Source organism: Bacillus sp. FG16 (assembly GCF_057809515.1).
Window position 1 is genome coordinate 122,648 of record NZ_JBMDKC010000002.1, and the last position, 24,914, is coordinate 147,561.

The 24,914-nt window shown below is 36.3% G+C and carries 21 protein-coding genes and 1 riboswitch; all 21 genes read left to right on the forward strand.

Going from position 1 to position 24,914, the window contains the following annotated elements:
* Positions 1-83: 83 nt before the first annotated feature.
* The 21 genes from truB to ACODS7_RS01845 all read left to right on the forward strand — a co-directional run bounded on the left by truB (position 84) and on the right by ACODS7_RS01845 (position 24,815).
* Positions 84-1,007, forward strand: coding sequence for a tRNA pseudouridine(55) synthase TruB (truB, locus tag ACODS7_RS01745; protein WP_016080538.1), 924 nt, complete (start codon positions 84-86; stop codon positions 1,005-1,007).
* 43 nt (positions 1,008-1,050) lie between these two features.
* Entirely contained in the window at positions 1,051-2,022 is a 972-nt protein-coding gene (gene ribF / locus ACODS7_RS01750) for a bifunctional riboflavin kinase/FAD synthetase (protein ID WP_016080539.1), read from the forward strand.
* A gap of 100 nt (positions 2,023-2,122) precedes the next feature.
* A complete protein-coding gene (rpsO, locus tag ACODS7_RS01755; protein WP_001229392.1) occupies positions 2,123-2,392 on the forward strand; it encodes a 30S ribosomal protein S15 in 270 nt (89 codons plus the stop codon).
* A gap of 160 nt (positions 2,393-2,552) precedes the next feature.
* Positions 2,553-4,691, forward strand: coding sequence for a polyribonucleotide nucleotidyltransferase (pnp, locus tag ACODS7_RS01760; RefSeq protein WP_000076745.1), 2,139 nt, complete (start codon positions 2,553-2,555; stop codon positions 4,689-4,691).
* A 152-nt stretch (positions 4,692-4,843) separates the two neighbouring features.
* On the forward strand, positions 4,844-5,743 hold the full coding sequence (locus tag ACODS7_RS01765) for a polysaccharide deacetylase family protein (RefSeq protein WP_016080541.1): 900 nt from the start codon (positions 4,844-4,846) through the stop codon (positions 5,741-5,743).
* A gap of 87 nt (positions 5,744-5,830) precedes the next feature.
* Positions 5,831-7,072 (forward strand): M16 family metallopeptidase, encoded by a 1,242-nt coding sequence (locus ACODS7_RS01770; protein ID WP_000593001.1) that lies wholly within the window; start codon positions 5,831-5,833, stop codon positions 7,070-7,072.
* Positions 7,073-7,206: 134 nt separating this feature from the next.
* A complete protein-coding gene (locus ACODS7_RS01775) occupies positions 7,207-7,458 on the forward strand; it encodes a YlmC/YmxH family sporulation protein (protein ID WP_016080542.1) in 252 nt (83 codons plus the stop codon).
* A gap of 170 nt (positions 7,459-7,628) precedes the next feature.
* On the forward strand, positions 7,629-8,531 hold the full coding sequence (gene dpaA / locus ACODS7_RS01780) for a dipicolinic acid synthetase subunit A (RefSeq protein ID WP_000954735.1): 903 nt from the start codon (positions 7,629-7,631) through the stop codon (positions 8,529-8,531).
* A complete protein-coding gene (dpaB, locus tag ACODS7_RS01785; protein ID WP_000053596.1) occupies positions 8,528-9,127 on the forward strand; it encodes a dipicolinate synthase subunit B in 600 nt (199 codons plus the stop codon). Before dpaA ends, dpaB begins: the two co-directional genes overlap by 4 nt.
* A 149-nt stretch (positions 9,128-9,276) precedes the next feature.
* Positions 9,277-10,323 carry an aspartate-semialdehyde dehydrogenase gene (gene asd / locus ACODS7_RS01790; RefSeq protein WP_016080543.1) on the forward strand — a complete coding sequence of 349 codons (1,047 nt, stop codon included), beginning with the start codon at positions 9,277-9,279 and terminating at the stop codon, positions 10,321-10,323.
* Positions 10,324-10,346: 23 nt separating this feature from the next.
* Positions 10,347-11,579, forward strand: coding sequence for an aspartate kinase (gene dapG, locus ACODS7_RS01795; RefSeq protein WP_000692456.1), 1,233 nt, complete (start codon positions 10,347-10,349; stop codon positions 11,577-11,579).
* An 11-nt stretch (positions 11,580-11,590) separates the two neighbouring features.
* Complete coding sequence (gene dapA, locus ACODS7_RS01800) at positions 11,591-12,469, forward strand: 4-hydroxy-tetrahydrodipicolinate synthase (protein WP_000564763.1); 879 nt, start codon at positions 11,591-11,593, stop codon at positions 12,467-12,469.
* Positions 12,470-13,394: 925 nt separating this feature from the next.
* On the forward strand, positions 13,395-15,065 hold the full coding sequence (locus tag ACODS7_RS01805) for a ribonuclease J (protein ID WP_000823096.1): 1,671 nt from the start codon (positions 13,395-13,397) through the stop codon (positions 15,063-15,065).
* Between the two features lie 103 nt (positions 15,066-15,168).
* A complete protein-coding gene (gene tepA, locus ACODS7_RS01810) occupies positions 15,169-15,918 on the forward strand; it encodes a translocation-enhancing protein TepA (protein ID WP_016080545.1) in 750 nt (249 codons plus the stop codon).
* The gene (locus tag ACODS7_RS01815) at positions 15,915-16,118 is read left to right on the forward strand and encodes a YlzJ-like family protein (protein WP_016080546.1); all 204 of its coding nucleotides are present in this window, start codon (positions 15,915-15,917) and stop codon (positions 16,116-16,118) included. Before tepA ends, ACODS7_RS01815 begins: the two co-directional genes overlap by 4 nt.
* Before the next feature lie 212 nt (positions 16,119-16,330).
* Complete coding sequence (locus ACODS7_RS01820) at positions 16,331-18,712, forward strand: DNA translocase FtsK (RefSeq protein ID WP_016080547.1); 2,382 nt, start codon at positions 16,331-16,333, stop codon at positions 18,710-18,712.
* Positions 18,713-18,915: 203 nt separating this feature from the next.
* Positions 18,916-19,017: riboswitch (purine riboswitch) on the forward strand.
* 233 nt (positions 19,018-19,250) lie between these two features.
* Positions 19,251-19,976: a GntR family transcriptional regulator gene (locus ACODS7_RS01825; protein WP_000114182.1), complete on the forward strand. Its 726-nt coding sequence runs from the start codon at positions 19,251-19,253 to the stop codon at positions 19,974-19,976.
* Between the two features lie 92 nt (positions 19,977-20,068).
* The gene (locus ACODS7_RS01830) at positions 20,069-21,154 is read left to right on the forward strand and encodes a BMP family lipoprotein (RefSeq protein ID WP_000725769.1); all 1,086 of its coding nucleotides are present in this window, start codon (positions 20,069-20,071) and stop codon (positions 21,152-21,154) included.
* A 117-nt stretch (positions 21,155-21,271) separates the two neighbouring features.
* Positions 21,272-22,804: an ABC transporter ATP-binding protein gene (locus tag ACODS7_RS01835; RefSeq protein WP_000456926.1), complete on the forward strand. Its 1,533-nt coding sequence runs from the start codon at positions 21,272-21,274 to the stop codon at positions 22,802-22,804.
* Entirely contained in the window at positions 22,797-23,855 is a 1,059-nt protein-coding gene (locus tag ACODS7_RS01840) for an ABC transporter permease (RefSeq protein WP_001085254.1), read from the forward strand. Before ACODS7_RS01835 ends, ACODS7_RS01840 begins: the two co-directional genes overlap by 8 nt.
* The gene (locus tag ACODS7_RS01845) at positions 23,856-24,815 is read left to right on the forward strand and encodes an ABC transporter permease (protein ID WP_000008857.1); all 960 of its coding nucleotides are present in this window, start codon (positions 23,856-23,858) and stop codon (positions 24,813-24,815) included.
* Positions 24,816-24,914: the final 99 nt, after the last annotated feature.

The following is a 24,914-nucleotide window of genomic DNA, read 5'->3' on the forward strand; positions in this document are numbered from 1 at the left end:
ATAGACATTTGTCTATCCATTTTTTCAATGCAAAATAAGTTTTGGATATTTACTACGAAAGAATTATGATGAGGTGAACATATATGGAAGGTGTAGTATTATTACATAAGCCAAAAGGCATGACATCACATGATTGTGTATTTAAATTAAGAAAGATATTGCGAGAAAAGAGAATTGGTCATACGGGAACATTAGACCCAGATGTAACGGGAGTATTACCACTTTGTGTGGGGAGAGCAACGAAGATTGCACAATTTTTAACAAGTGAAACGAAAACATATGAAGGTGAAGTAACATTAGGGTTTTCAACAACAACAGAAGATGCTTCTGGTGAAGTTGTGGAGAAACAAGATGTAAACCGTGTTATTACACGTAAAGAAGTAGAAGAGGTACTAGCTGAATTAACAGGCACGATTGAACAAATGCCACCAATGTTCTCAGCTGTAAAAGTAAACGGGAAAAAATTATATGAATATGCAAGAGCAGGACAAGAGGTGGAACGTCCAGTTCGTACAATTACGATTCATGAATTCGTATTACTTGATGACCGTGAAGTTTTTGAAGGAGAAAATATTTCATTCCGTTTCCGTGTAACGTGTAGTAAAGGAACATATGTAAGAACGTTAGCGGTAATGATCGGGGAGAAACTTGGCTTCCCATCACATATGTCTCACCTTGTAAGAACGGCATCTGGTGAATTTTTATTAGAAGATTGCATATCATTTGAAGAAATTGAAGAAAACGTGCAAAATGGAACAGTAGAGTCTATCTTCATTTCAATTGATGAAGCATTAAGTAAGTTTCCAAAAATGGTTGTAGATGAAAAGCAAGCAGAGAAAATCAAGAATGGTATGTTCTTAAAGAATGAATTAGAAATAACAGCACCATTTATTACAGTGTTTGATGAAAATGATCGTTGCTTAGCAATTTATGAACATCATCCAAAACATCCTGGCATGTTAAAGCCGATGAAAGTACTTGTGAATAATCAAGAACTAAAGCTATAATGAATTATTGGAAGGATTATTACAGAAAAAGGTGAATTCAAGCGTGAAACTTATTCATTTAACTCATCCACATGAACAAAAAAAATTAGAATTACCACCTACTGTAATGGCATTAGGATTTTTTGATGGCATTCATTTAGGACATCAATGTGTAATTCGAACTGCGAAAAAAATAGCGGACGACCGAGGATATAAAAGTGCAGTTATGACATTTCATCCTCACCCATCTGTTGTTTTAGGGAAAAAGGATGCGCATGTGGAGTATATTACACCAATGCGTGATAAAGAAAAAATAGTCGAAAGCTTAGGAATCGATATATTATATGTGATTAAATTTGATGAATCATTTGCAGGGCTATTACCGCAACAATTTGTAGATGATTATATTATTGGTTTAAATGTAAAGCATGTAGTAGCAGGGTTTGATTATTCATATGGACGTTTAGGAAAAGGAAAGATGGAGACTTTACCATTTCATGCAAGAGGGGAGTTTACACAGACTGTGATTGAAAAAGTTGAATTTCAAGAAGAGAAAGTAAGTTCTACAGCATTACGAAAGTTAATTCGAAATGGCGAAATGGAACAAATTCCATCTATTTTAGGTAGAGCCTATACTGTAGCGGGAACAGTTATACACGGCGACAAACGTGGGCGTCAAATTGGTTTTCCAACAGCTAATGTAGGTTTAAGTGATGAGTATTTATTGCCACCTGTAGGTGTTTATGCAGTGAGATTAAAAGTTCACGATGAATGGTACGATGGTGTATGTAATATTGGATATAAACCGACTTTTAAAGAAGATGAGCGTCAATTATCAATTGAAGTGCACTTATTTGAATTTAACAAAGATATATACGATCAAAATGTTACAGTAGAGTGGCATATGCGTATAAGAGAAGAGAAGAAATTCAATGGCATTGATGAGTTAGTTGAACAAATCGCAAAAGATAAGAAAACAGCACAAGAATATTTTGCGAGCGAAAAGAATATACTTGCTTTTTCAAATGAAAAGTAGTATTCTATGTTATGTACTTTATGACAACCATTGCTTGGCATTGCGACTCACCGACGCTTGCTAGGTAATTGGGGGTTTAATTAATAGGAGGTGAAATAGGATGGCTTTAACACAAGAGCGTAAAAATGAAATCATTGCACAATTTAGAACTCATGAGACTGATACTGGTTCTCCAGAGGTTCAAATTGCTGTCCTAACGGAGCAAATTAACACTCTAAACGAGCACTTACGTACTCACAAGAAAGATCATCATTCACGTCGTGGTCTATTAAAGATGGTTGGTAAACGTCGTAACTTACTAACTTACCTTCGTAATAGCGATATCACACGTTACCGTGAATTAATCACAAAGCTTGGCTTACGTCGATAGTCAAAGAAGCGGGAATATTCCCGCTTTTTTGTTAGGTAAAAATATATCTTCTACGCTTTATAGCTTACTTAATTTTAGGCAATACTAGAGGTAGAATATTGTGATATACTATCCATTTACATAGAAGAATTGAATACTTTAAATTGAGAGGGGTACTTAAATGAGTCAAGAAAAGCAAGTCTTCTCGATAGATTTAGCTGGTCGCCAGCTAACAGTTGAAACTGGTCAGCTTGCAAAACAAGCGAACGGAGCAGTATTAGTAAGATATGGCGATACAGCGGTTCTATCTACAGCAACTGCATCAAAAGAAGCTAAAAATGTAGATTTTTTCCCACTTACAGTAAACTATGAAGAGCGTTTATATGCAGTCGGAAAAATTCCTGGCGGTTTTATTAAGCGTGAAGGTCGTCCAAGTGAAAAAGCAATTTTGGCAAGTCGTTTAATCGACCGTCCAATTCGTCCGCTATTCGCAGATGGTTTCCGTAACGAAGTACAAGTTGTCAGCATTGTAATGAGTGTTGATCAAGATTGTTCTTCTGAAATGGCAGCTATGCTTGGTTCTTCATTAGCGTTATCGATTTCAGATATTCCATTTGAAGGTCCAATCGCTGGTGCGACAGTTGGTCGTATTAATGGCGAATTCGTTATTAATCCAACAGTAGAACAGCAAGAACAAAGTGATATCCACTTAGTTGTAGCTGGTACGAAAGATGCGATTAACATGGTTGAAGCAGGAGCAGATCAAGTGCCTGAAGAAACAATGTTAGAAGCAATTATGTTTGGTCATGACGAAATTAAACGTTTAATTGCATTCCAAGAAGAGATTGTACAAGCTGTAGGTAAAGAGAAATCAGAAGTGAAACTTTATGAAGTTGACGCTGATCTTAATCAAGCTGTACGTGAAATGGCTGAGAAGGATATGCATTCTGCAATTCAAGTACATGAGAAACATGCACGTGAAGATGCAATTAACGAAGTGAAAAAGCGTGTAATTGAGCATTACGAAGCTGAGGAAGCTGACGCTGATACATTAGGACAAGTAAATGAGATTTTATATAAAATTGTAAAAGAAGAAGTACGTCGTCTTATTACAGTTGAAAAAATCCGCCCAGATGGCCGTAAAGGTGACGAAATCCGTCCTTTAGCATCAGAGGTTGGTATTTTATCTCGTACACACGGTTCTGGTTTATTCACACGTGGACAAACACAAGCATTAAGTATTTGTACATTAGGTGCATTAGGCGATGTGCAAATTTTAGATGGTCTTGGTGTAGAAGAATCAAAACGCTTTATGCACCATTACAATTTCCCATCATTTAGTGTTGGTGAAACAAGACCGATGCGTGGACCAGGTCGTCGTGAAATTGGTCATGGTGCACTAGGAGAGCGCGCACTTGAGCCTGTAATTCCATCTGAAAAAGATTTCCCATACACAGTACGCCTTGTATCTGAAGTATTAGAATCAAATGGTTCTACTTCACAAGCAAGTATTTGTGGTAGTACTTTAGCAATGATGGATGCGGGTGTTCCACTTAAAGCTCCAGTTGCAGGTATTGCAATGGGTCTAGTTAAATCTGGTGAGCATTACACAATTTTATCTGATATTCAAGGTATGGAAGATCATTTAGGTGATATGGACTTTAAAGTAGCAGGTACAGCACAAGGTGTAACTGCACTGCAAATGGACATTAAAATCGATGGTTTATCACGTGAGATTTTAGAAGAGGCATTACAACAAGCGAAAATTGGTCGTGTGCACATTCTAAATCATATGTTATCTGTTATTGCAGAGCCACGTACTGAATTATCAGCTTACGCTCCAAAGATTATTACAATGACAATTAACCCAGATAAAATCCGTGACGTTATTGGACCAAGCGGTAAACAAATCAATAAAATTATTGAAGAAACTGGCGTTAAAATTGACATCGAGCAAGATGGTACAGTATTCATTTCATCAATAAATCAAGAAATGAACGACAAAGCTAAGAAGATTATCGAAGATATCGTTCGCGAAGTACAAGTAGGTGAGATCTACGAAGGAAAAGTGAAGCGTGTTGAGAAATTTGGTGCTTTCGTTGAATTATTCAGCGGTAAAGATGGATTAGTTCATATTTCTGAACTTGCACTTGAGCGTGTAGGTAAAGTAGAAGACGTTGTGAAAATCGGTGATGTAATTACAGTTAAAGTTATCGAGATTGACAAGCAAGGTCGCGTAAATCTATCTAGAAAAGTATTGCTAAAAGAAGAGCAAGAAAAAGAAGCTGCTAAAGAAGAAAACAAACAAGAGCAGCAATAAGTAAAAGCCAGTTAAACTGGCTTTTTTTGTTATGTAAAAAACATGATGTTCATATATTTTTATGTCGGTATAGGTATAGTTTTCATTATAACGCTCAAATTAACAAAGATAAGAAGAAAATGTTTTTATATAGCTAATTTGGGAGGGTTTATATGAAAGTTCGTATATTGGCATACATATGTATATTTTCTTTATATGTCAGTTTAGGCTCTTATTCTGTTTTTGCACAAGATAACTTGCATAAAGAAATTCAAAAGCATGCAAAACAGTATGAGATTGCACCTCAAAATGCGATGATTGATAAAATATGGAAGGCAACACCTGGATATAATGGAAGACAAGTGGATATTGAAGCATCGTATAATAATATGAAGAAGCTAAAGGAATTTGATCAAAAATATCTTGAATTCAAAGAAGTCTCACCGAGTGTTCATTTGGAAGATTTATCACCAGCTCCAATTTATAGAGGGCATCCAAATAAAAAGATGGTAGGATTAACAATAAATGTGGCATGGGGAAATGAGTATTTGCCTCGCATATTAGAAATCTTGAAAAAGCATGATGTGAAGGCCACTTTCTTTTTAGAAGGACGTTGGGTGAAAGAAAATTTGCGGTTTGCAAAAATGATTGTCGATGCAAAACAAGAAGTTGGAAATCACTCATACACACACCCTAATATGAAAACGTTATCGTCAGATGAAATACGAGATCAGTTACAAAAAACAAATCGAATGATAGAAGTAGCAACGAATCAAAAAGTAAGATGGTTTGCCCCGCCGAGTGGAAGCTTTCGAGATGAAGTCGTAAAGATTGCAGATGATTTTCAAATGGGAACGATTATGTGGACTGTAGATACGATTGATTGGAAGCGACCTGAGCCGGATGTACTATTGCAGAGAGTAATGAGAAAAATACATCCAGGTGCTATCATATTAATGCATCCTACTTCGTCTACAGCAGAGGCTTTAGAAACAATGATTACAAAATTGAAGGAACAAGGATATAAAGTGGGGAATATAACTGAATTACTGGATGAAAAACGTGTGGATTAAATACATTTGCATGACATTCATCCTTAAACTTGTTATCATTAAATAATAGCGTTTTATTTAGAGAAACTGGCAGTAGGAGGAAAGTTTTTGATTAAAAAATATACTTGTAAAAATGGTGTAAGAATAGTTATGGAGAATATACCAACTGTAAGATCGGTTGCAATTGGTATTTGGATCCATGCGGGATCAAGAAATGAAAATGAAAAAAATAATGGGATTTCTCACTTTTTAGAGCATATGTTCTTTAAAGGGACAGAAACACGTAGTGCACGAGAGATTGCAGAATCATTTGATAGCATTGGTGGTCAAGTGAATGCATTTACTTCAAAAGAATATACTTGTTACTATGCAAAAGTATTAGATGAGCATGCTAAATATGCTTTAGATGTTTTAGCAGATATGTTCTTTAATTCAACATTTGATGAGGAAGAACTGAAAAAAGAGAAGAATGTCGTATGTGAAGAAATTAAAATGTACGAAGATGCGCCAGATGATATTGTGCATGATATGTTAACGAAAGCAACATATGAAACGCATCCACTTGGATATCCTATTTTAGGAACAGAAGAAACGCTTAATACGTTTACAGGTGATACGTTACGTCAATATATAAAAGATCATTACACACCTGAAAATGTAGTTGTATCAGTTGCAGGAAATATTGATGAAGCATTTTTACAAACAGTGGAGCAATATTTCGGTAGTTATGAAGGAACAACAAACCGTGAACAAGTACATAGCCCAATTTTCCATTTCAATAAGGTAGCCCGTAAAAAGGAAACGGAACAAGCTCATTTATGTCTAGGATATAAAGGCTTACAAATGGGACACGAAGATATTTATAACTTAATTGTATTAAATAATGTTTTAGGCGGTAGCATGAGTAGCCGTTTATTCCAAGAAGTACGTGAGCAACGTGGATTAGCTTACTCGGTATTTTCTTACCACTCTTCTTATGAAGATACAGGCATGTTAACACTTTACGGTGGAACAGGTAGCCAACAATTAGATACACTGTATGAAACAATGCAAGAAACATTAGAGACATTGAAAAATACAGGTATTACAGAAAAAGAGCTTATGAATAGTAAAGAGCAATTAAAAGGAAACTTAATGTTAAGTTTAGAAAGTACAAATAGCCGTATGAGCCGTAACGGTAAAAATGAATTGCTTCTTCGTAAACATCGTTCACTTGATGAGATTATTGAAAGTGTAAACACTGTAACAAAAGAAAATGTGGACGGATTAATTCGCAACATGTTTACTGATGAATTCTCTGCGGCACTTATTAGTCCAGATGGAAAACTTCCAAAAGGAATAAAACTATAATCGATTTTTATGATGTATCTGATAATAACCTTCTCTCTTTTTAAATGAGAGAAGGTTATTTTTTTATACATATAGAATAGGTACTAATTATAGACAATACAAATGAAAAATTAAGTAGGGGGAGTGGAGTATGTATGCGATTAAGTGAATTAAGTGGTAAAGAGGTTGTAGATATAGAAAAAGCGGAAAAAATGGGAGTCTTAGGTTATATGGATTTAGAGATTAATGAGAAAGACGGACAAATACAAACACTTATAATACCTGTAGGGAAGTGGGGAGGTTTTAAAAAGGAACCACAAGAAATAAGGGTGGCATGGAGTCAAATAAAGAAAGTCGGACATGATATGCTTCTTTGTGATAGTATAGATCGTTCAAATTCGGAGTGAAGGATGGCCATTTTGGTCATCTTTTTTTGTATCTACATAGAAACCTGATAAATCATATGTGCATTTGGATTTTCAATCACCATAAACTCGTACATTACATATGATGTGGAGGAAAAAGAAAAAGTAGGCACTTTTCTTATAAATGACAGAAAAAGAAGGTGAATTAGGGAATGTTGACTGAGATGCATATTGCTGTCATAGGAGGAGATGCAAGGCAGCTAGAAGTAATTCGTAAGCTAGTTGAATTGGATGCGAAACTTTCTTTGATAGGGTTTGATCAGTTAGATCATGGTTTCACAGGGGCAGCAAAAGAAAGTATACAAAATTTAGATTTCACTTCTGTAGACGCAATTATTTTGCCGGTTGCAGGTACAAATGCTAAAGGAGAAGTAGATACTATTTTTTCAAATGAAAAAGTTTCAATAACGAAAGAACAAATTGAAAATACACCAGAACACTTTACTATATATTCGGGTATTGGTACACCTTACTTGGAAAATCTCGTATCTACTACGAACCGAAAACTTGTTAAATTATTTGATCGTGATGATGTGGCAATATACAATTCTATTCCAACTGTAGAAGGTACATTAATGATGGTAATTCAACATACCGACTATACAATTCATGGGTCCAATGTAATGGTTCTAGGATTTGGTAGAACAGGAATGAGTGTTGCGAGAGCATTTCAATCATTAGGAGCCCATGTCAAAGTTGGAGCAAGACGATCTGAACATATTGCACGTATTACAGAAATGATGTTTTCTCCTTTTCATATGCAAGACATAGAGAAAGAAGTAGGAAATATCGATATTGTAATCAATACAATTCCGCACCTCGTTGTAACAGCGAATGTTATTGCAAAAATGCCAGCTCATACGTTAGTGATTGATTTAGCCTCTAAACCAGGCGGTACTGACTTTAGATATGCGGAAAAAAGAGGAGTCAAAGCGTTGCTAGCACCTGGATTACCAGGTATTGTTGCTCCCAAAACGGCTGGGCAAATTTTAGCAAATGTTCTTTCTCAGTTATTAGCAGCAGATGCAATTGCAAAGGAGGAGGAAAAGAAATGAGTTTGAAGGGGAAACGAATTGGTTTCGGATTTACGGGTTCACATTGTACGTATGAGGAAGTTATGCCGCACTTAGAAAAATTAATTGCTGAAGGGGCAGAAGTACGTCCCGTTGTTTCATACACTGTTCAATCAACAAATACTAGATTTGGAGAAGGAGCAGAGTGGATTAAGAAAATTGAAGAAATAACAGGTTTTAAAGCAATTAATTCAATTGTTGGAGCAGAGCCACTTGGACCTAAAATTCCATTAGACTGCATGGTAATCGCTCCTTTAACAGGAAATTCTATGAGTAAATTTGCAAATGCAATGACAGATTCTCCAGTACTAATGGCAGCAAAAGCGACGCTAAGAAATGGCAAGCCTGTCGTATTGGCAGTTTCGACGAATGATGCTTTAGGATTAAATGGGGTAAATCTCATGCGCCTAATGGCCACAAAAAACATCTACTTCGTCCCATTTGGTCAAGATGCGCCAGAGAAAAAACCGAACTCAATGGTAGCTCGTATGGAGTTACTGGAAGATACAGTATTAGAAGCGCTGCAAGGAAAGCAATTGCAACCGGTGGTCGTAGAAAAATTCAGATATATGAATTAAAAAACGAAAAAAACGGACAATTTTTGATGAAACCATCATTCTTACTGTAGAATATGATAAAATTAACGTTATTAAGATTAGAAGGGGTATTGTATACTCCTTCTGATTCTAAGTTATAGAAGGATTGGTATCTAGAAAGGGGCATAGTGATGGAAAAGCAAAAAACTTTTCATGTCGCTGTAGTTGGAGCAACCGGCGCAGTTGGTGAACAAATGTTAAATACTTTAGAGAAACGAGAATTTCCAATCGGGAAATTAACGTTACTTTCATCTAAACGATCTGCAGGTAAGAAACTTGTATTTAAAGGCGAAGAATTTACAGTTCAAGAGGCAACTCCTGAAAGCTTTGAAGGAGTAGATATCGCACTATTTAGTGCTGGTGGATCTGTATCGAAACAATTAGCGCCAGAAGCAGCAAAACGCGGTGCGATTGTTGTTGATAATACAAGTGCATTCCGTATGACAGAAAACGTGCCACTTGTTGTACCTGAAGTAAATGAAAACGACTTAAAAGAACATAATGGTATTATTGCAAATCCAAACTGTTCTACAATTCAAATGGTAGTAGCTCTTGAGCCAGTTCGTCAGCAATATGGTTTAAAACGAGTAATCGTTTCCACATATCAAGCTGTATCAGGTGCTGGTGCGGCAGCTATTGAAGAACTTCATGAACAATCACAAGCAATCTTAAATGGCGAAGAAGTTAAGGCAAATGTTCTTCCTGTATCAGGCGATAAGAAGCATTTCCAAATTGCTTTTAATGCGATTCCACAGATTGATAAGTTCCAAGATAATGGATTTACGTTTGAAGAAATGAAAATGATTAATGAAACGAAAAAAATTATGCATATGCCTGAATTAGAAGTAGCGGCAACATGTGTACGTTTACCAGTTGTATCAGGACACTCTGAGTCTGTTTACATCGAAGTAGAAAAAGAAGGCGTAACAGTAGCAGAATTAAAGAGCTTACTTGCAAATGCGGAAGGTATTGTTCTGCAAGATAATCCAGAAGAGCAGTTATATCCAATGCCAGCTACTGCAGTAGGTAAAAACGAAGTATTCGTTGGAAGAATCCGTAAAGATTTAAATAACGATAAAGGATTCCATCTTTGGGTCGTATCTGATAACTTATTAAAAGGCGCTGCATGGAATTCTGTTCAAATTGCAGAGCGCTTAGTAAAATTACAATTAGTGTAAACGGCTAAGAGAAGGTGCAAAATATGAAAATAATTGTTCAAAAATTTGGTGGCACATCAGTACGTGATGACAATGGACGTAAGCATGCGCTTCATCATATAAAAAAATCATTAGCTGCTGGTTATAAAGTAGTTACTGTCGTATCTGCTATGGGTCGTAAAGGTGAACCATATGCAACGGATACGTTATTAAGTCTTGTAAATCAAGAGGAATCTACTATTTCTAAACGTGAGCAAGATTTATTATTATCGTGCGGAGAGTTAATCTCTGCAATTGTTTTCTCTAATATGTTGAATGAGAACGGTATAAAAGCAGCAGCATTAAATGGTGCACAAGCTGGTTTTGTAACGAATGATGACTTTACGAATGCAAAGATTATTGAAATGAATTGCGATCGTATACATGAAGAGTTAGAAAATGTAGATGTAATCGTCGTTACAGGATTCCAAGGGCAAACGAAAAAAGGTGATACGACAACACTTGGACGCGGAGGTAGCGATACTTCAGCTTCAGCATTAGGTGTTGCGCTTCATGCTGAATACATCGATATATTCACTGATGTAGAAGGTGTTATGACTGCGGATCCTCGTATTGTAAAAGATGCACGTCATCTTCAAACTGTAACGTATAACGAAATTTGTAACATGGCTTATCAAGGTGCGAAAGTCGTTCATCCACGTGCAGTTGAAATTGCGATGCATGCAAAAGTACCGCTTCGTGTACGTTCTACGTATTCTGAGAGTGAAGGTACGCTTATTTCAGCATATGACGGTGCTACAAGAGGTCGTGATGTAGAAGAACGTCCTGTTACAGGTATTGCCCACGTATCAAACGTAACGCAAATTAAAGTGCTTGCAAAAGAAACGGCATATGATTTGCAGCAACATGTGTTTAAAGAAATGGCGAACGAAGGAATCAGTGTCGATTTAATTAACATTTCACCTACTGGCGTAGCATATACGGTGAGTGATAATGTATCAAGTCATGCAGTTAAATTATTAAAGAACCTTGGATATGAGCCAATTGTGACAGAGCATTGTGCGAAAGTATCTATCGTTGGAGCTGGAATGGCAGGATACCCAGGGGTTACTGCGAAAATCGTTACAGCTTTAGCAGAAAAAGGTATTCAAATCCTGCAATCGGCAGATAGTCATACAACAATTTGGGTTCTTGTAAAAGAAACTGATTTAGTGGAGGCTGTAAATGCATTACATAGTGCGTTTGAGCTTTCAAAAGAAAAGCAACTGGAACAATAAGGAGTGAGACCATGATAGATTTTGGGACAATTGCAACTGCGATGGTAACACCGTTTGATATAAACGGTAATATCGATTTTGCGAAGACAACGAAATTGGTAAATTATTTAATTGATAACGGTACAACAGCAATCGTGGTAGGAGGAACGACAGGCGAATCTCCTACATTAACTTCAGAAGAGAAAGTAGCGTTATATCGCCATGTCGTATCTGTTGTCGATAAAAGAGTGCCCGTAATCGCTGGAACAGGTAGCAATAATACGCATGCTTCTATTGATTTGACTAAAAAGGCAACAGAAGTTGGTGTGGATGCAGTAATGCTAGTAGCACCGTATTATAACAAGCCGAGTCAAGAAGGAATGTATCAGCATTTTAAGGCAATTGCTGAAAGCACGCCGCTTCCGGTTATGCTATATAACGTTCCAGGACGATCTATTGTACAAATCTCCGTTGATACAGTTGTTCGTTTATCAGAAATAGAAAACATTGTTGCTATTAAAGATGCCGGCGGCGATGTGTTAACAATGACAGAAATCATTGAAAAAACAGCGGACGACTTTGCGGTATACAGCGGTGATGACGGTTTAACGTTACCGGCTATGGCAGTTGGAGCGAAAGGTATCGTTTCGGTAGCATCTCATGTCATCGGAAACGAAATGCAAGAAATGATTACAGCATTTCAAGCAGGAGAGTTTAAGAAGGCACAAAAATTACATCAATTACTTGTAAGAGTAACTGATTCGTTATTTATGGCGCCAAGTCCAACTCCAGTAAAAACAGCGTTACAAATGGTTGGATTAGATGTAGGTTCTGTACGTTTACCACTTCTTCCATTAACAGAAGAAGAAAGAGTAACGTTACAATCTGTAATGCAATCTATTCCTCGTTAATAAAAATGACCTAGTGTGGAACTAGGTCATTTTTTTATTGATATGAAAATGTTTGAATCTGTTTTAATGTAAATCTTTTGTAAAATGATTTTAGGCTCGCCTTTCTCGTCTGTATATGACCCTATATAGAAAATATTTTATGTTGAAAACGAGTATATTACGCTACGCGTTCTCTACTGGCTAAAGTATGATATGGTCCTTTCGTTAATTTTGTTTCAACCTCTTGTTCTCGATAGTGACTGTCAAATCCCGCTAAAAATTTAACCTTATTAAATTTTTAGCGGGATTTTGTAATTCATAGCTTTTTGTCATGTAATGCAATGTTTATAAGAAAAGGATCTTACATCTTTAATTTTGTTGAAAAGTAGTTGCTAGTACAGAAAATACTTTCGGTTATGTTTTTATAGGAATTGCCTCAAATATGACGTAATCTATAAAAAAGCTTCATTTTATAAGTGTTTTTGTGCAATTCAAGAAAAAAATCTAGGAAATCCATCAAATGAAAGTAATTTAAAGTATTTAGGGTAGTTTTTTCCAAATAACATGGAGTATAAAAGCAGCGGAAATAAGCCATATACTTTTAGTGCTGTTCCTTTCTTTTACTTTTTCTTTCGCACGATTTAACTTGTGTTCTATTTCTTGTATCAGGTATAATATGGCTAAGTAGCTTAGTACGGGTATGCTTAGCAAAATTGGGAAAAATTATAATTTAATTAAATTTTCATATCATATCGAATAAGATATTTGATTTATATAATGAAAGAGAGGTGAAACCTGGTTTAAAAATAAACAAGGACATGATATCGCATAACGGTAAGGACATTCGTCTTGGACGGTGAAAATATGGTGGTTGTAGAGTTTCCCCTGGTGTCTCTGCAATTTTAGTGAAATCAGTGTTTGCAAGATTTTTAAACCAGGCAACAACATGAAGAGAAAAGAGAATGAGTCTGTTAAAGTATTTGCTCTTGGTGGAGTAGGTGAAATCGGGAAAAACATGTACTGTGTTGAAATTGATTCTGAAATCTTTATCGTAGATGCGGGGTTAATGTTCCCGGGAGATGAAATGTTTGGAATTGATATCGTTATTCCTGATATTACATATTTAGTGGAAAATCAAGAGCGAGTAAAGGGTTTATTTATTACTCACGGTCATGAAGATCATATTGGTGGAATTGTGTATGTACTTCGTAAATTATCTATTCCAGTCTATGCAACGAAATTAACAGTAGGGCTTATACAAGAAAAACTTGGTGAGGCGGGCATGTTAGGCCGTGTAGACCTAAAAACAATCGATTCAAACTCAACGGTAGAGTTTAACACTACAACAGTGTCATTCTTCGGAACGACACATAGTATTCCGGATTCTGTTGGCGTTTGTTTCCATACATCAAAAGGTGCAGTCGTATATACGGGAGACTTTAAATTCGATCAAACTCCAATTGGAAATAGTGGAGCAGATCTTGGGAAAATGGCGCAAATCGGAAATGAAGGTGTACTTTGCCTATTATCTGATAGTACAAATGCAGAGCGTCCAGGGTATACAGGTTCAGAAAAAGAAGTTGGTGTAGAAATTTCTAAAGTGTTCTACGGCGCAGAAGGTCGTATTATCGTTGCTTCATTTGCATCGAATGTACATCGTATTCAACAAGTATTTGATGCAGCAGCCGAAACAGGGCGAAAAGTAGCAGTAGTAGGACGTAGTATGGTGAAAGTAGTAGACATTGCAAGACGTCTTGGTTATTTAGATGTTCCAGAAGGTATGGTTATTTCATTACAAGAAGTAGACAACTTCCCAGAGAAAAAGGTAGCTATTTTAACAACAGGTAGTCAAGGTGAACCGATGGCTGCTCTATCTAGAATGGCAAAACAAGCACATAAACAAATTTCAATTCGTAAAGGTGATACTGTTATCATTGCTGCTTCGCCAATTCCGGGTAATGAAATATCTGTATCAAAAATTATTGATTTGTTATTTAGAGCTGGAGCTGAAGTTGTTTATTACGGCGAAAGAAAAGTTCACGTTTCAGGTCACGGTAGCCAAGAAGAATTAAAATTAATGTTGAATTTAATGAAACCGAAGTACTTTGTACCCGTACATGGTGAGTTCCGTATGCAAAAAGCACATGCATATTTAGCTGAAGATGTAGGTATTACAAGAGAAAATATCTTTATCGTAGAAAAAGGCGATGTAATTGCTTTTGGTGACGATGAAGCGAATTTAGTTGGTAAAGTACAAGCTGGTAATGTTTTAATTGATGGACTAGGTGTAGGTGACGTTGGTAATATCGTTCTTCGAGATAGAAAGATGCTATCTCAAGATGGGATATTAGTAGTTGTTGTAACGCTTGGTAAAGATGAAAAGAAAATTATCTCTGGTCCAGAAATCATTTCACGTGGTTTCGTATATGTTCGTGAATCAGAAGCGTTAATTGAACGATCTACAGAGATTGTACGTATGATTGTTGAGCAGTCAATTAAAGAATATTCAATTGAATGGTCAATGTTAAAACAAAATATTCGTGAATTATTAGGACAGTTCTTGTACGAAGAGACAAAGAGAAAACCTATGATTTTACCGATTATTATGGAAGTATAAAAAAGATCACCCTTATGGGTGATTTTTTTTTCTTTTTAACCCTATCGAATGAAATTTATAACTTAAGAAATAATAGTTATATACGAGTGAAAGGGGATGCGAAATGACAGAACGTGAACGATATACAAATGAAGAAAAAGAAGCTGAGCCAAAAGAAGCTGGAAAAGAGGCTTCAATAGTAGAAAAAATTCAACAGCTTGGACAGACAAATGTACCACAGATGAATGAATCACGTATTCATTGTTTAACGATTATTGGACAAGTGGAAGGTCATGTTCAATTACCACCGCAAAATAAAACAACAAAATACGAGCATATCATTCCGCAAATTGTTGCGATTGAACAAAATCCGAAAATTGAAGGTTTGCTTTTAATATTAAATACAGTTGGAGGTGACGTTGAAGCTGGGCTAGCAATTTCTGAAATGGTAGCTTCACTTTCAAAACCAACAGTATCTTTAGTTTTAGGTGGGGGACATTCCATAGGTGTACCGATTGCCGTTTCTACTGACTATTCGTTTATTGCGGAAACTGCAACGATGACAATTCATCCCATTCGTTTAACAGGTCTTGTCATAGGTGTGCCACAAACATTTGAGTATTTGGATAAAATGCAGGAAAGAGTCATTCGTTTTGTGACGAAGCACTCGAAAGTAACAGAAGATCGTTTTAAAGAGCTTATGTTTGCGAAAGGGAATTTAACGCGAGATATTGGGACGAATGTAATTGGTGGGGATGCAGTAAAGTACGGTCTTATAGATGATGTTGGTGGTATTGGAAATGCGATTCGAAAATTAAACGAATTAATAGATGTTCGCGCGGAAGATAGTGCAGAAGGGACAATGCTACAATGATTTTATATACAATTATGCCAGAGCAACTTGTGTATCCGGCCGATTATTCACTATGTGAAAGTCAAAAAGTTGTAAATATAAATGGTGTAGAATTAATGGTTTCTGAAGAGGAACATGGGTATTATTCTATTGTACGTGTGCTCAGTACGAACCCACTTCACTACTTAGAATTTGAGCCTGGTCAGAAAATAACCTTTTAGCAAAAAGAAGGATTTTGTTTAGGAGCTATGGTATAATATAAAAAACAAGACGGTTGAGCAGCCATGAGTAGGCTGCTTTCTTCTGTTTATTTAGCATTTTACAAGAAGTGTAAAAATAGAAGATATAAAGACCTGAAAAATAGAGAAAACAGACATATAAGTAGAGCGTTTTTAAGGGAGCTTTACTTATATGTAGAACACGAGGTGAAGAAATGGCAAAACAAAAGCAAAGAGGGACGAAGGCAAAGGCAAGACGTACGATAAAGCCAACTTTGTATTATGAAATCGTCGGTTTAACTCTTTTTGCACTTTCAATCATTACGATTTTGCAGCTAGGCGTTGTAGGGAAATCGTTTGTGTTATTTTTTCGCTTCTTCTTTGGTGAGTGGTACATAATTGGTGTGTTAGGTGTAATAGCTCTATCGATTTCCTTTGTTATAAAACGCGGATGGCCGAACCTTTTAAATAAACGGTTAATTGGATTTTATTTAATTGTATTGGCGATATTAATGTTTAGTCATATTACATTATTTAACCTTCTTACAAAAGATGGAGCAGTGCAAAATACTTCTGTGATTGTGAGTACGAAAGATAACTTCTTTCTTGAAATGAAAAAGGGGCCAGATAGCGTTCATTTAGGCGGTGGTATGTTTGGTGCGCTTATGTTCGCGACATGTTACTTCTTATTCGACGAAGTAGGAGCCTATATCATTGGAATTATTTTAGTTATTCTTGGGGTACTTTGTATAACAAATAAACATATTGGAGAAGTGTTAGCTCCAGTTGGTAGAATTCTTAGAAGTCAATTTCAAGTGATGCAAGGGGATTATAAAGATTGGAGATCCAAAAGAACGGCTGAACAAACAGAAAAGAAAAAAACAACAAGAAGTACAAGAAGCAAACGTGTTGCAGAACAAGAAGAAGTTATTGAGCCGATGGAAGAAATTCAAATTGATCCGCCAATTATTTCAAATTTCACTGAGAATTATCCTGTAAATGAAGAAGAGGATAAACGAATCGAAGTAGAGCAAGAAGATTTGATAACTTCGCCGTCTATTGAAGAGACTCCACCAATTGAAGAACCAAAGAAAAAGCGTGGGGAAAAAATCGTTGAATCGTTAGAGAGTGAAGCACAAGCACCTCCTATGCAATTTTCAAATGTAGAAAATAAAGATTACAAGCTTCCTTCACTTGATATATTGAAATTTCCAAAGAATAAGCAAGTTACAAATGAAAATGCTGAAATTTATGAGAATGCTCGAAAATTAGAACGTACATTCCAAAGTTTCGGTGTGAAAGCGAAAGTAACAAAAGTACATAGAGGTCCTGCAGTTACAAAATATGAAGTGTATCCTGATATGGGGGTAAAGGTAAGCAAAATTGTCAGTTTAAGTGATGATTTAGCGCTTGCTTTAGCTGCAAAGGACATTCGTATTGAAGCGCCAATTCCCGGGAAATCAGCTGTAGGGATCGAAGTTCCGAACTCAGAAGTTTCGATGGTAACGCTGAGGGAAGTTCTTGATTCTAAGGCTAATAATCATCCGGAAGAGAAGTTGTTAATTGGTCTTGGACGGGATATTACAGGTGAAGCTGTATTAGCTCGTTTAAATAAAATGCCCCATTTACTCGTAGCTGGTGCGACAGGTAGCGGGAAAAGTGTATGTATTAACGGTATTATTGTTAGTATTTTAATGCGTGCAAAACCACATGAAGTGAAATTAATGATGATTGACCCGAAAATGGTAGAGTTAAATGTATATAACGGTGTACCTCATTTGTTAACGCCAGTTGTAACTGATCCGAAAAAAGCATCGCAAGCATTGAAAAAAGTTGTGAGTGAGATGGAACGTCGTTATGAATTATTTGCTCATAGTGGTACGCGTAACATTGAAGGTTATAATGACCATATTAAAGAACATAATAGTCAATCAGAAGCGAAACAACCCGAATTACCGTATATTGTAGTCATTGTGGACGAGTTAGCGGATTTAATGATGGTTGCTTCGTCTGATGTAGAGGATGCGATTATGCGTCTCGCGCAAATGGCTCGTGCTGCTGGTATTCATTTAATTATTGCGACGCAGCGTCCATCGGTTGATGTTATTACAGGTGTTATTAAAGCGAATATACCATCACGTATTGCATTCGCTGTATCTTCTCAAACGGATTCTCGCACAATTCTTGACGGTGGTGGTGCAGAGAAGCTGTTAGGTCGTGGAGATATGCTGTTTATACCAATTGGTGCATCGAAACCTGTACGTGTACAAGGTGCATTTTTATCAGATGATGAAGTTGAGAGAGTTGTAGAATATGTTATTGGACAGCAAAAAGCGCAATATCAAGAAGATATGATTCCGCAAGATGTTCCTGATACAAAGCAGGAAGTAGAAGATGAATTATACGATGAAGCAGTTCAACTTGTAGTGGAAATGCAAACAGCATCTGTTTCTATGCTGCAACGTAGGTTTAGAGTAGGTTATACGCGAGCTGCTCGTCTAATTGATGCAATGGAAATGAATGGTGTAGTAGGTCCATATGAAGGTAGTAAACCAAGAGAAGTGCTCATTAATGATGTACAAGAAAAAAGTTCTTAAAAAAAGCCTAATTGTTTTTACAATTAGGCTTTTTTATATAGTGTTTTTGTTATATACTATACTCAGCAGTAAAGAAAGGGCTTACATTTAGAGGTACTCTTTAGAATACGAATACTTTGATTGTGTTTTTTGTAAATGTTCGATATTTAATGTAGAAAAATGTTAGATTTTGTTGACACGTATGAGAGCAAATGGTAAGATTACTTCGAAAAGAATCACTGCCTCATATAATCTTGGAGATAAGGTCCATAAGTTTCTACCTGGCAACCATGAATTGCTAGACTATGAGGGGAAAAGTGTGTAACAAAGGATGTAAAGGATCTTTGTGCCGAACTTTTTCTCGAAATGAGGAATGTTTATGGTGCAAAGTTTTTTTTATACAGTAAAGAGTGAAAATTTCATCTTAAAAAATTATTATTATTTATTCGACAATTGCGCTTATTTTTAGTAGTTAGTCATTTGTACTATGTTGTAAGTTGAAAAAAGAGAAAAGAAGTCTTACATCAGAGGTCGAATAATTGAAATGCGGGGGAGTCTTATGTCAGTAAAATCCGATAGTCGTCACCTATATTTACGGGTGATTGATCACATCAAAGAAAAAATTAAAGATGGAGCTTATAAAGAACGACAAAAGTTACCATCAGAGTTTGATTTAGCGAAAGAACTTGGCGTAAGTAGAGCGACTTTAAGGGAAGCGTTGCGTATTTTAGAAGAAGAAAATGTTGTCATTCGTAGACATGGTGTAGGGACATTTGTAAATGCAAAGCCATTATTTTCTTCTGGAATAGAACAACTTTCTAGTATTACAGATATGATTTCTAGTGTGGGGAAAACACCAGGAACAATCTTTTTATCATCATCTACTACAACTTTAACAGAAGAGGAAAAAGAGAAGTTTAATAGTGAAGATGGTTTTAATGCAGTGATGATTGAACGCGTGCGTACAGCAGATGGGGAACCTGTTGTGTATTGTATCGATAAACTTGCAAAAGAAATATTGCCAGATTTATCGGGTTACAATGAGGAATCATTATTAACGGTGATACATAATAACACGCATAAACGCATAACATATGCGGTTGCTCACATTGAGCCAATTGGCTATCATCCGAAAATCTCACCGATTTTAGAATGTGAGCCTGAAACAGCACTGCTTGTATTAAAACAAATGCACTATGATCAAAATGATGAGCCAATCTTATATTCTATCAATTACTTTAGAGCTGATAAGTTTAGCTTCCACGTATTAAGAAAGCGTATGTAGGTAAATTTCTTTTTAGGGAGGTGACAGCAAGAAGTAAGGGACAGCAGCGTAAGAATAAATAAATATATATCATTTTTGGAGGGGTTTCTAGTATGAAGAAAAAAGCAGGCCTTTTATTATCATTAACATTAGCAGCAAGTACAGTTTTAGGTGCATGTGGTAACTCGGATAAGGCGAGCAGTGACAAGAAAGACACGAAAGACAATAAAGACTTCAAGGTTGGTCTCGTAACAGATGTTGGGGGCGTTGATGATAAATCATTTAACCAATCTTCTTGGGAAGGGTTACAAAAGTTTGGTAAAGATAATGGTTTAAAAGAAAAGACAAATTATCGTTACCTTCAGTCTGAAAAAGAAGCTGATTATATTCCGAATTTAAAAAAATTCTCAAAAGATAAATATGATTTAACTTTCGGAATTGGTTATAAATTAGAAGGTGCAATTAAAGAAGTTGCAAAAGAATCTTCAAAACAACAATTTGCAATCGTAGATACTGTTGTAGATGCACCGAACGTAACGAGCATTACATTTAAAGATCATGAAGGATCATTCCTTGTAGGTGCGGTAGCGGCTATGTCAACAAAATCGAATAAAGTAGGATTTGTTGGTGGAATGAAGAGTGATTTAATTAGTAAATTTGAAAATGGATTTAAAGCTGGTGCAAAGGCAGTAAATCCAAACATTGAAATCGTATCTGAATATGCAGAAGCATTCGATAAGCCTGAAAAAGGCACAGTTCTTGCTTCAGCAATGTACGGTCAAGGCGTAGATGTAATTTATCATGCTGCTGGTGGTACAGGTAACGGTGTGTTCACTGAAGCGAAAAATCGTAAGAAAAAAGGTGAAAATGTTTGGGTAATCGGTGTTGACCGTGACCAACATCAAGAAGGTATGCCTGAAAATGTAACATTAACTTCAATGATAAAACGCGTTGATGTAGCTGTAGAAAAAGTAGCTAAAGAAGCAAAAGATGGAAAGTTAAAAGGTGGAAAAATTGAAGCGTTTGGCTTAAAAGATGACGGTATTGGTATTTCAAAAACAACTGATAACGTGAAAAAAGTTAACCCTGAAATTTTAACAAAAGTAGAAGAATTTGAAAAGAAAATTACAGACGGTGAAATTAAAGTACCGGCTACAGATAAAGAGTATAAAGAATATGAAGCTTCTCTAAAAAAATAAATAGAGAAATAGCAAAGGTTAGTTCATAGAACTAACCTTTGTATGTATAAAACTTCCGAATTGCTTAATAAGTTAATAGTGTAATAGGGAATGTTCCCTGTTAAAAGGAGGAACACAATGGAATACGTAATTGAAATGAATAATATTACGAAAGTATTCCCAGGCATTGTAGCGAATGATGATATTACGCTGCAAGTAAAGCAGGGTGAGATACATGCTTTACTTGGAGAAAATGGTGCAGGGAAATCCACATTGATGAATGTACTATTTGGTTTGTACCAACCAGAACAAGGTGAAATTAAAATTAAAGGAAAGTCTGTAAACATTACCAATCCGAATGTGGCAAATGACCTTGGTATTGGAATGGTTCATCAGCACTTTATGCTTGTTCATAATTTTACAGTTACAGAGAATATTATTCTCGGAAATGAACCGAAGAAAAAAGGGAAAATTGCTGTTGAGGAAGCTGCTAAAGAAATTCAAAAACTGTCTGAACAATACGGCTTAGCTGTAGATCCATATGCGAAAATACAGGATATTTCAGTTGGTATGCAACAGCGTGTTGAGATTTTGAAAACTCTTTACCGCGGTGCAGAAATTTTAATATTTGATGAACCGACAGCTGTGTTAACACCACAAGAAATTCATGAGCTAATTCAAATTATGAAAAAGCTTGTGCAAGAAGGAAAATCTATTGTTCTTATTACACATAAGTTGAAAGAAATTATGGAAGTTTGCGATCGTTGTACGATTATTCGTAAAGGAAAAGGGATTGGAACGGTTGACGTTGCAAATACGGATGAAAATAAACTTGCAGAATTAATGGTCGGACGTCAAGTGAATTTTAAAACAGAAAAAATAGACGCGAAGCCAAAAGAAGAGGTACTTTCAATTGCAAACCTTGTTGTTCACGATGCACGTCAACTACCTGCTGTAAAAGGCCTTGACTTAACTGTTCGTGCGGGGGAAATTGTTGGGATTGCAGGGATTGATGGAAACGGACAAAGTGAATTAATAGAAGCAATTACTGGTTTACGAAAAGTTGAGTCAGGTTCTATTGCAATTAGAGGAAAAGAAATAACAAATTGGCCTGTTAGAAGAATAACAGAAGAGGGAATTGGTCATATTCCAGAAGATCGTCATAAACACGGACTCGTCCTTGATTTTTCTGTTAGAGATAATATAGTTCTGCAAACGTACTATAAAAATCCGTTTTCAAAGAAAGGGATTTTAAATTTCAGCAAAATTACAGAAAAAGCAAAGGCTCTGATTGAACAGTTTGATGTACGTACACCTAGTGAGCAAACGTTAGCACGCGCTCTATCTGGGGGAAATCAACAAAAAGCAATTATTGCACGTGAAGTAGATCGTGATCCAGATTTATTAATCGCGGCACAGCCAACACGTGGTTTAGATGTAGGAGCAATTGAATTTATTCATAAGAGATTAATAGAGCAAAGGGATAAAGGAAAAGGTGTATTACTTTTATCACTAGAGTTAGATGAAATCTTAAATGTTAGCGATCGAATTGCTGTTATTTATGAAGGGAAAATTGTAGCAATAGTTGATGCGAAAGAAACGAATGAACAACAGCTTGGATTGTTAATGGCTGGAGGAACAAAGAAGGAGCAGGTGGGTACCAATGGCTAAAAAACTTTTAACAGAGCGAACGATAAATATTTTAGTCCCAGTACTATCCGTTATTTTCGGCTTACTTGTCGGAGCGATTGTAATGCTAGTTAGTGGCTATGATCCAATTGTTGGTTATAGTGCACTTTGGACGGGCATGTTCGGTAGCGCAAGTGCGATTGGTGAAACGCTTCGTACAATGATACCGCTTATTCTTGCTGGTTTATCAGTGGCGTTTGCATTTCGTACAGGTTTATTTAATATCGGGGTAGAGGGTCAATTGTTAGTTGGTTGGCTTGCAGCGGTTTGGTTCGGTTATGCAGTTTCACTACCAGCGTTCCTTCATATTCCATTATCTATTTTATTCGCAGCATTGGTGGGCGGAATTTGGGGCTTCATTCCGGGATATTTAAAAGGGAAGTTTCAAGTGAATGAAGTTATTGTAACCATTATGATGAACTATATCGCGTTGTATGTAACGTATGACATCATTAAGCGTTTCTTACATGCGGGTAATGACAAAACGTATGATATTAAAGAAAGTGCGTCACTATCTTCAGACTGGCTTGCTTCTATTACTGATGGTTCGCGTCTTCACTGGGGAATTATTGTAGCAATATTAATCGCTATTTTAATGTGGTTCTTATTAGATCGAACAACTTTAGGTTACGAATTAAAATCGGTAGGATTTAATCAGCATGCTTCTCAATATGCAGGTATGAAAGTTTCTCGTAATGTAGTATTCTCCATGACAATTGCTGGTGCATTTGCAGGGATTGGTGGAGCAATGGAAGGATTAGGGACATTCCAAAGTATGACAGCGATGTCTTCGTTTACAGGAGTAGGATTTGACGGGATTGCTGTAGCATTACTTGGAGGGAATAATCCGTTTGGGATAATCCTTTCAGCTTTATTATTTGGTGGTTTGAAAAGTGCTTCCCCTCAAATGAACTTTGAGGCAGATGTACCATCAGAGCTTATTAATGTAATTATTGCATGTATCATCTTCTTTGTTGCATGTAGTTATGTGTTAAGATGGGCGCTTACACGCATGAGCAAGGAGGGGAAATAAATGAGCTTTTTAGATATATTAGCCATTCTTGTGACGGGTACGTTATATACATCGGCACCTATCATTTTCACAGCATTAGGTGGTGTGTTTAGTGAAAGATCGGGTGTTGTAAATATCGGATTAGAAGGACTAATGCTATTTGGTGCATTTATTGGAGTAGTTACAAACTTATTAATGGGTGATACTTGGGGAACGATGACTCCATGGATTGCGTTATTATTTGCGGCAATTGGTAGTGGATTATTTGCATTACTTCATGCGGTAGCCTCTATTACATTCCGAGCGGATCAAGTTGTAAGTGGTGTAGCAATTAACTTCTTATCTCTTGGTTTAACAGTATTTGCAATTAAGAAGATTTTTGATAAAGGGCAGACTGACTTTATTCAGTATCGTATTGAAAAGATTGATATTCCAGGCCTTTCGGATATTCCAGTTTTAGGGAAAATATTTTTCTCGAACGTACCAATAACGTCGTATATTGCCATTATTTTAGCATTCGTTGTTTGGTATGTTATTTATAAAACACCGTTCGGTCTTCGTCTACGTGCTGTTGGTGAACACCCAATGGCAGCGGATACGATGGGGATTAACGTATATAAAATGCGCTATATTGGAGTCTGTATTTCAGGAGTGTTTGCTGGAATTGGTGGAGCGATTTTTGCAATGTCAATTTCTAATAACTTCTCAGGGGCAACTATTACAGGACAAGGTTTCTTAGCTTTAGCTGCTATGATTTTTGGAAAGTGGAATCCACTAGGCGCACTAGGTGCAGCTCTATTCTTTGGTTTTGCGCAATCTCTTAGTGTAACGGGCGGAACAATTCCTGTATTAGATCAAATTCCAAGTGTTTTATTAACGATATTACCATATGTATTCACAATATTAGCGCTTGTTGGTTTTGTAGGTCGTTCTGAAGCTCCGAAAGCATTAGGAACTCCTTATGAAAAAGGAAAACGATAAGTATTTTATAAGTATAAAAAAGCTCGCACATTAGTGTGGGCTTTTTTACATAGAATATATTTAATACGGAATTTTACTATGTTCCTTACATATTAAAGT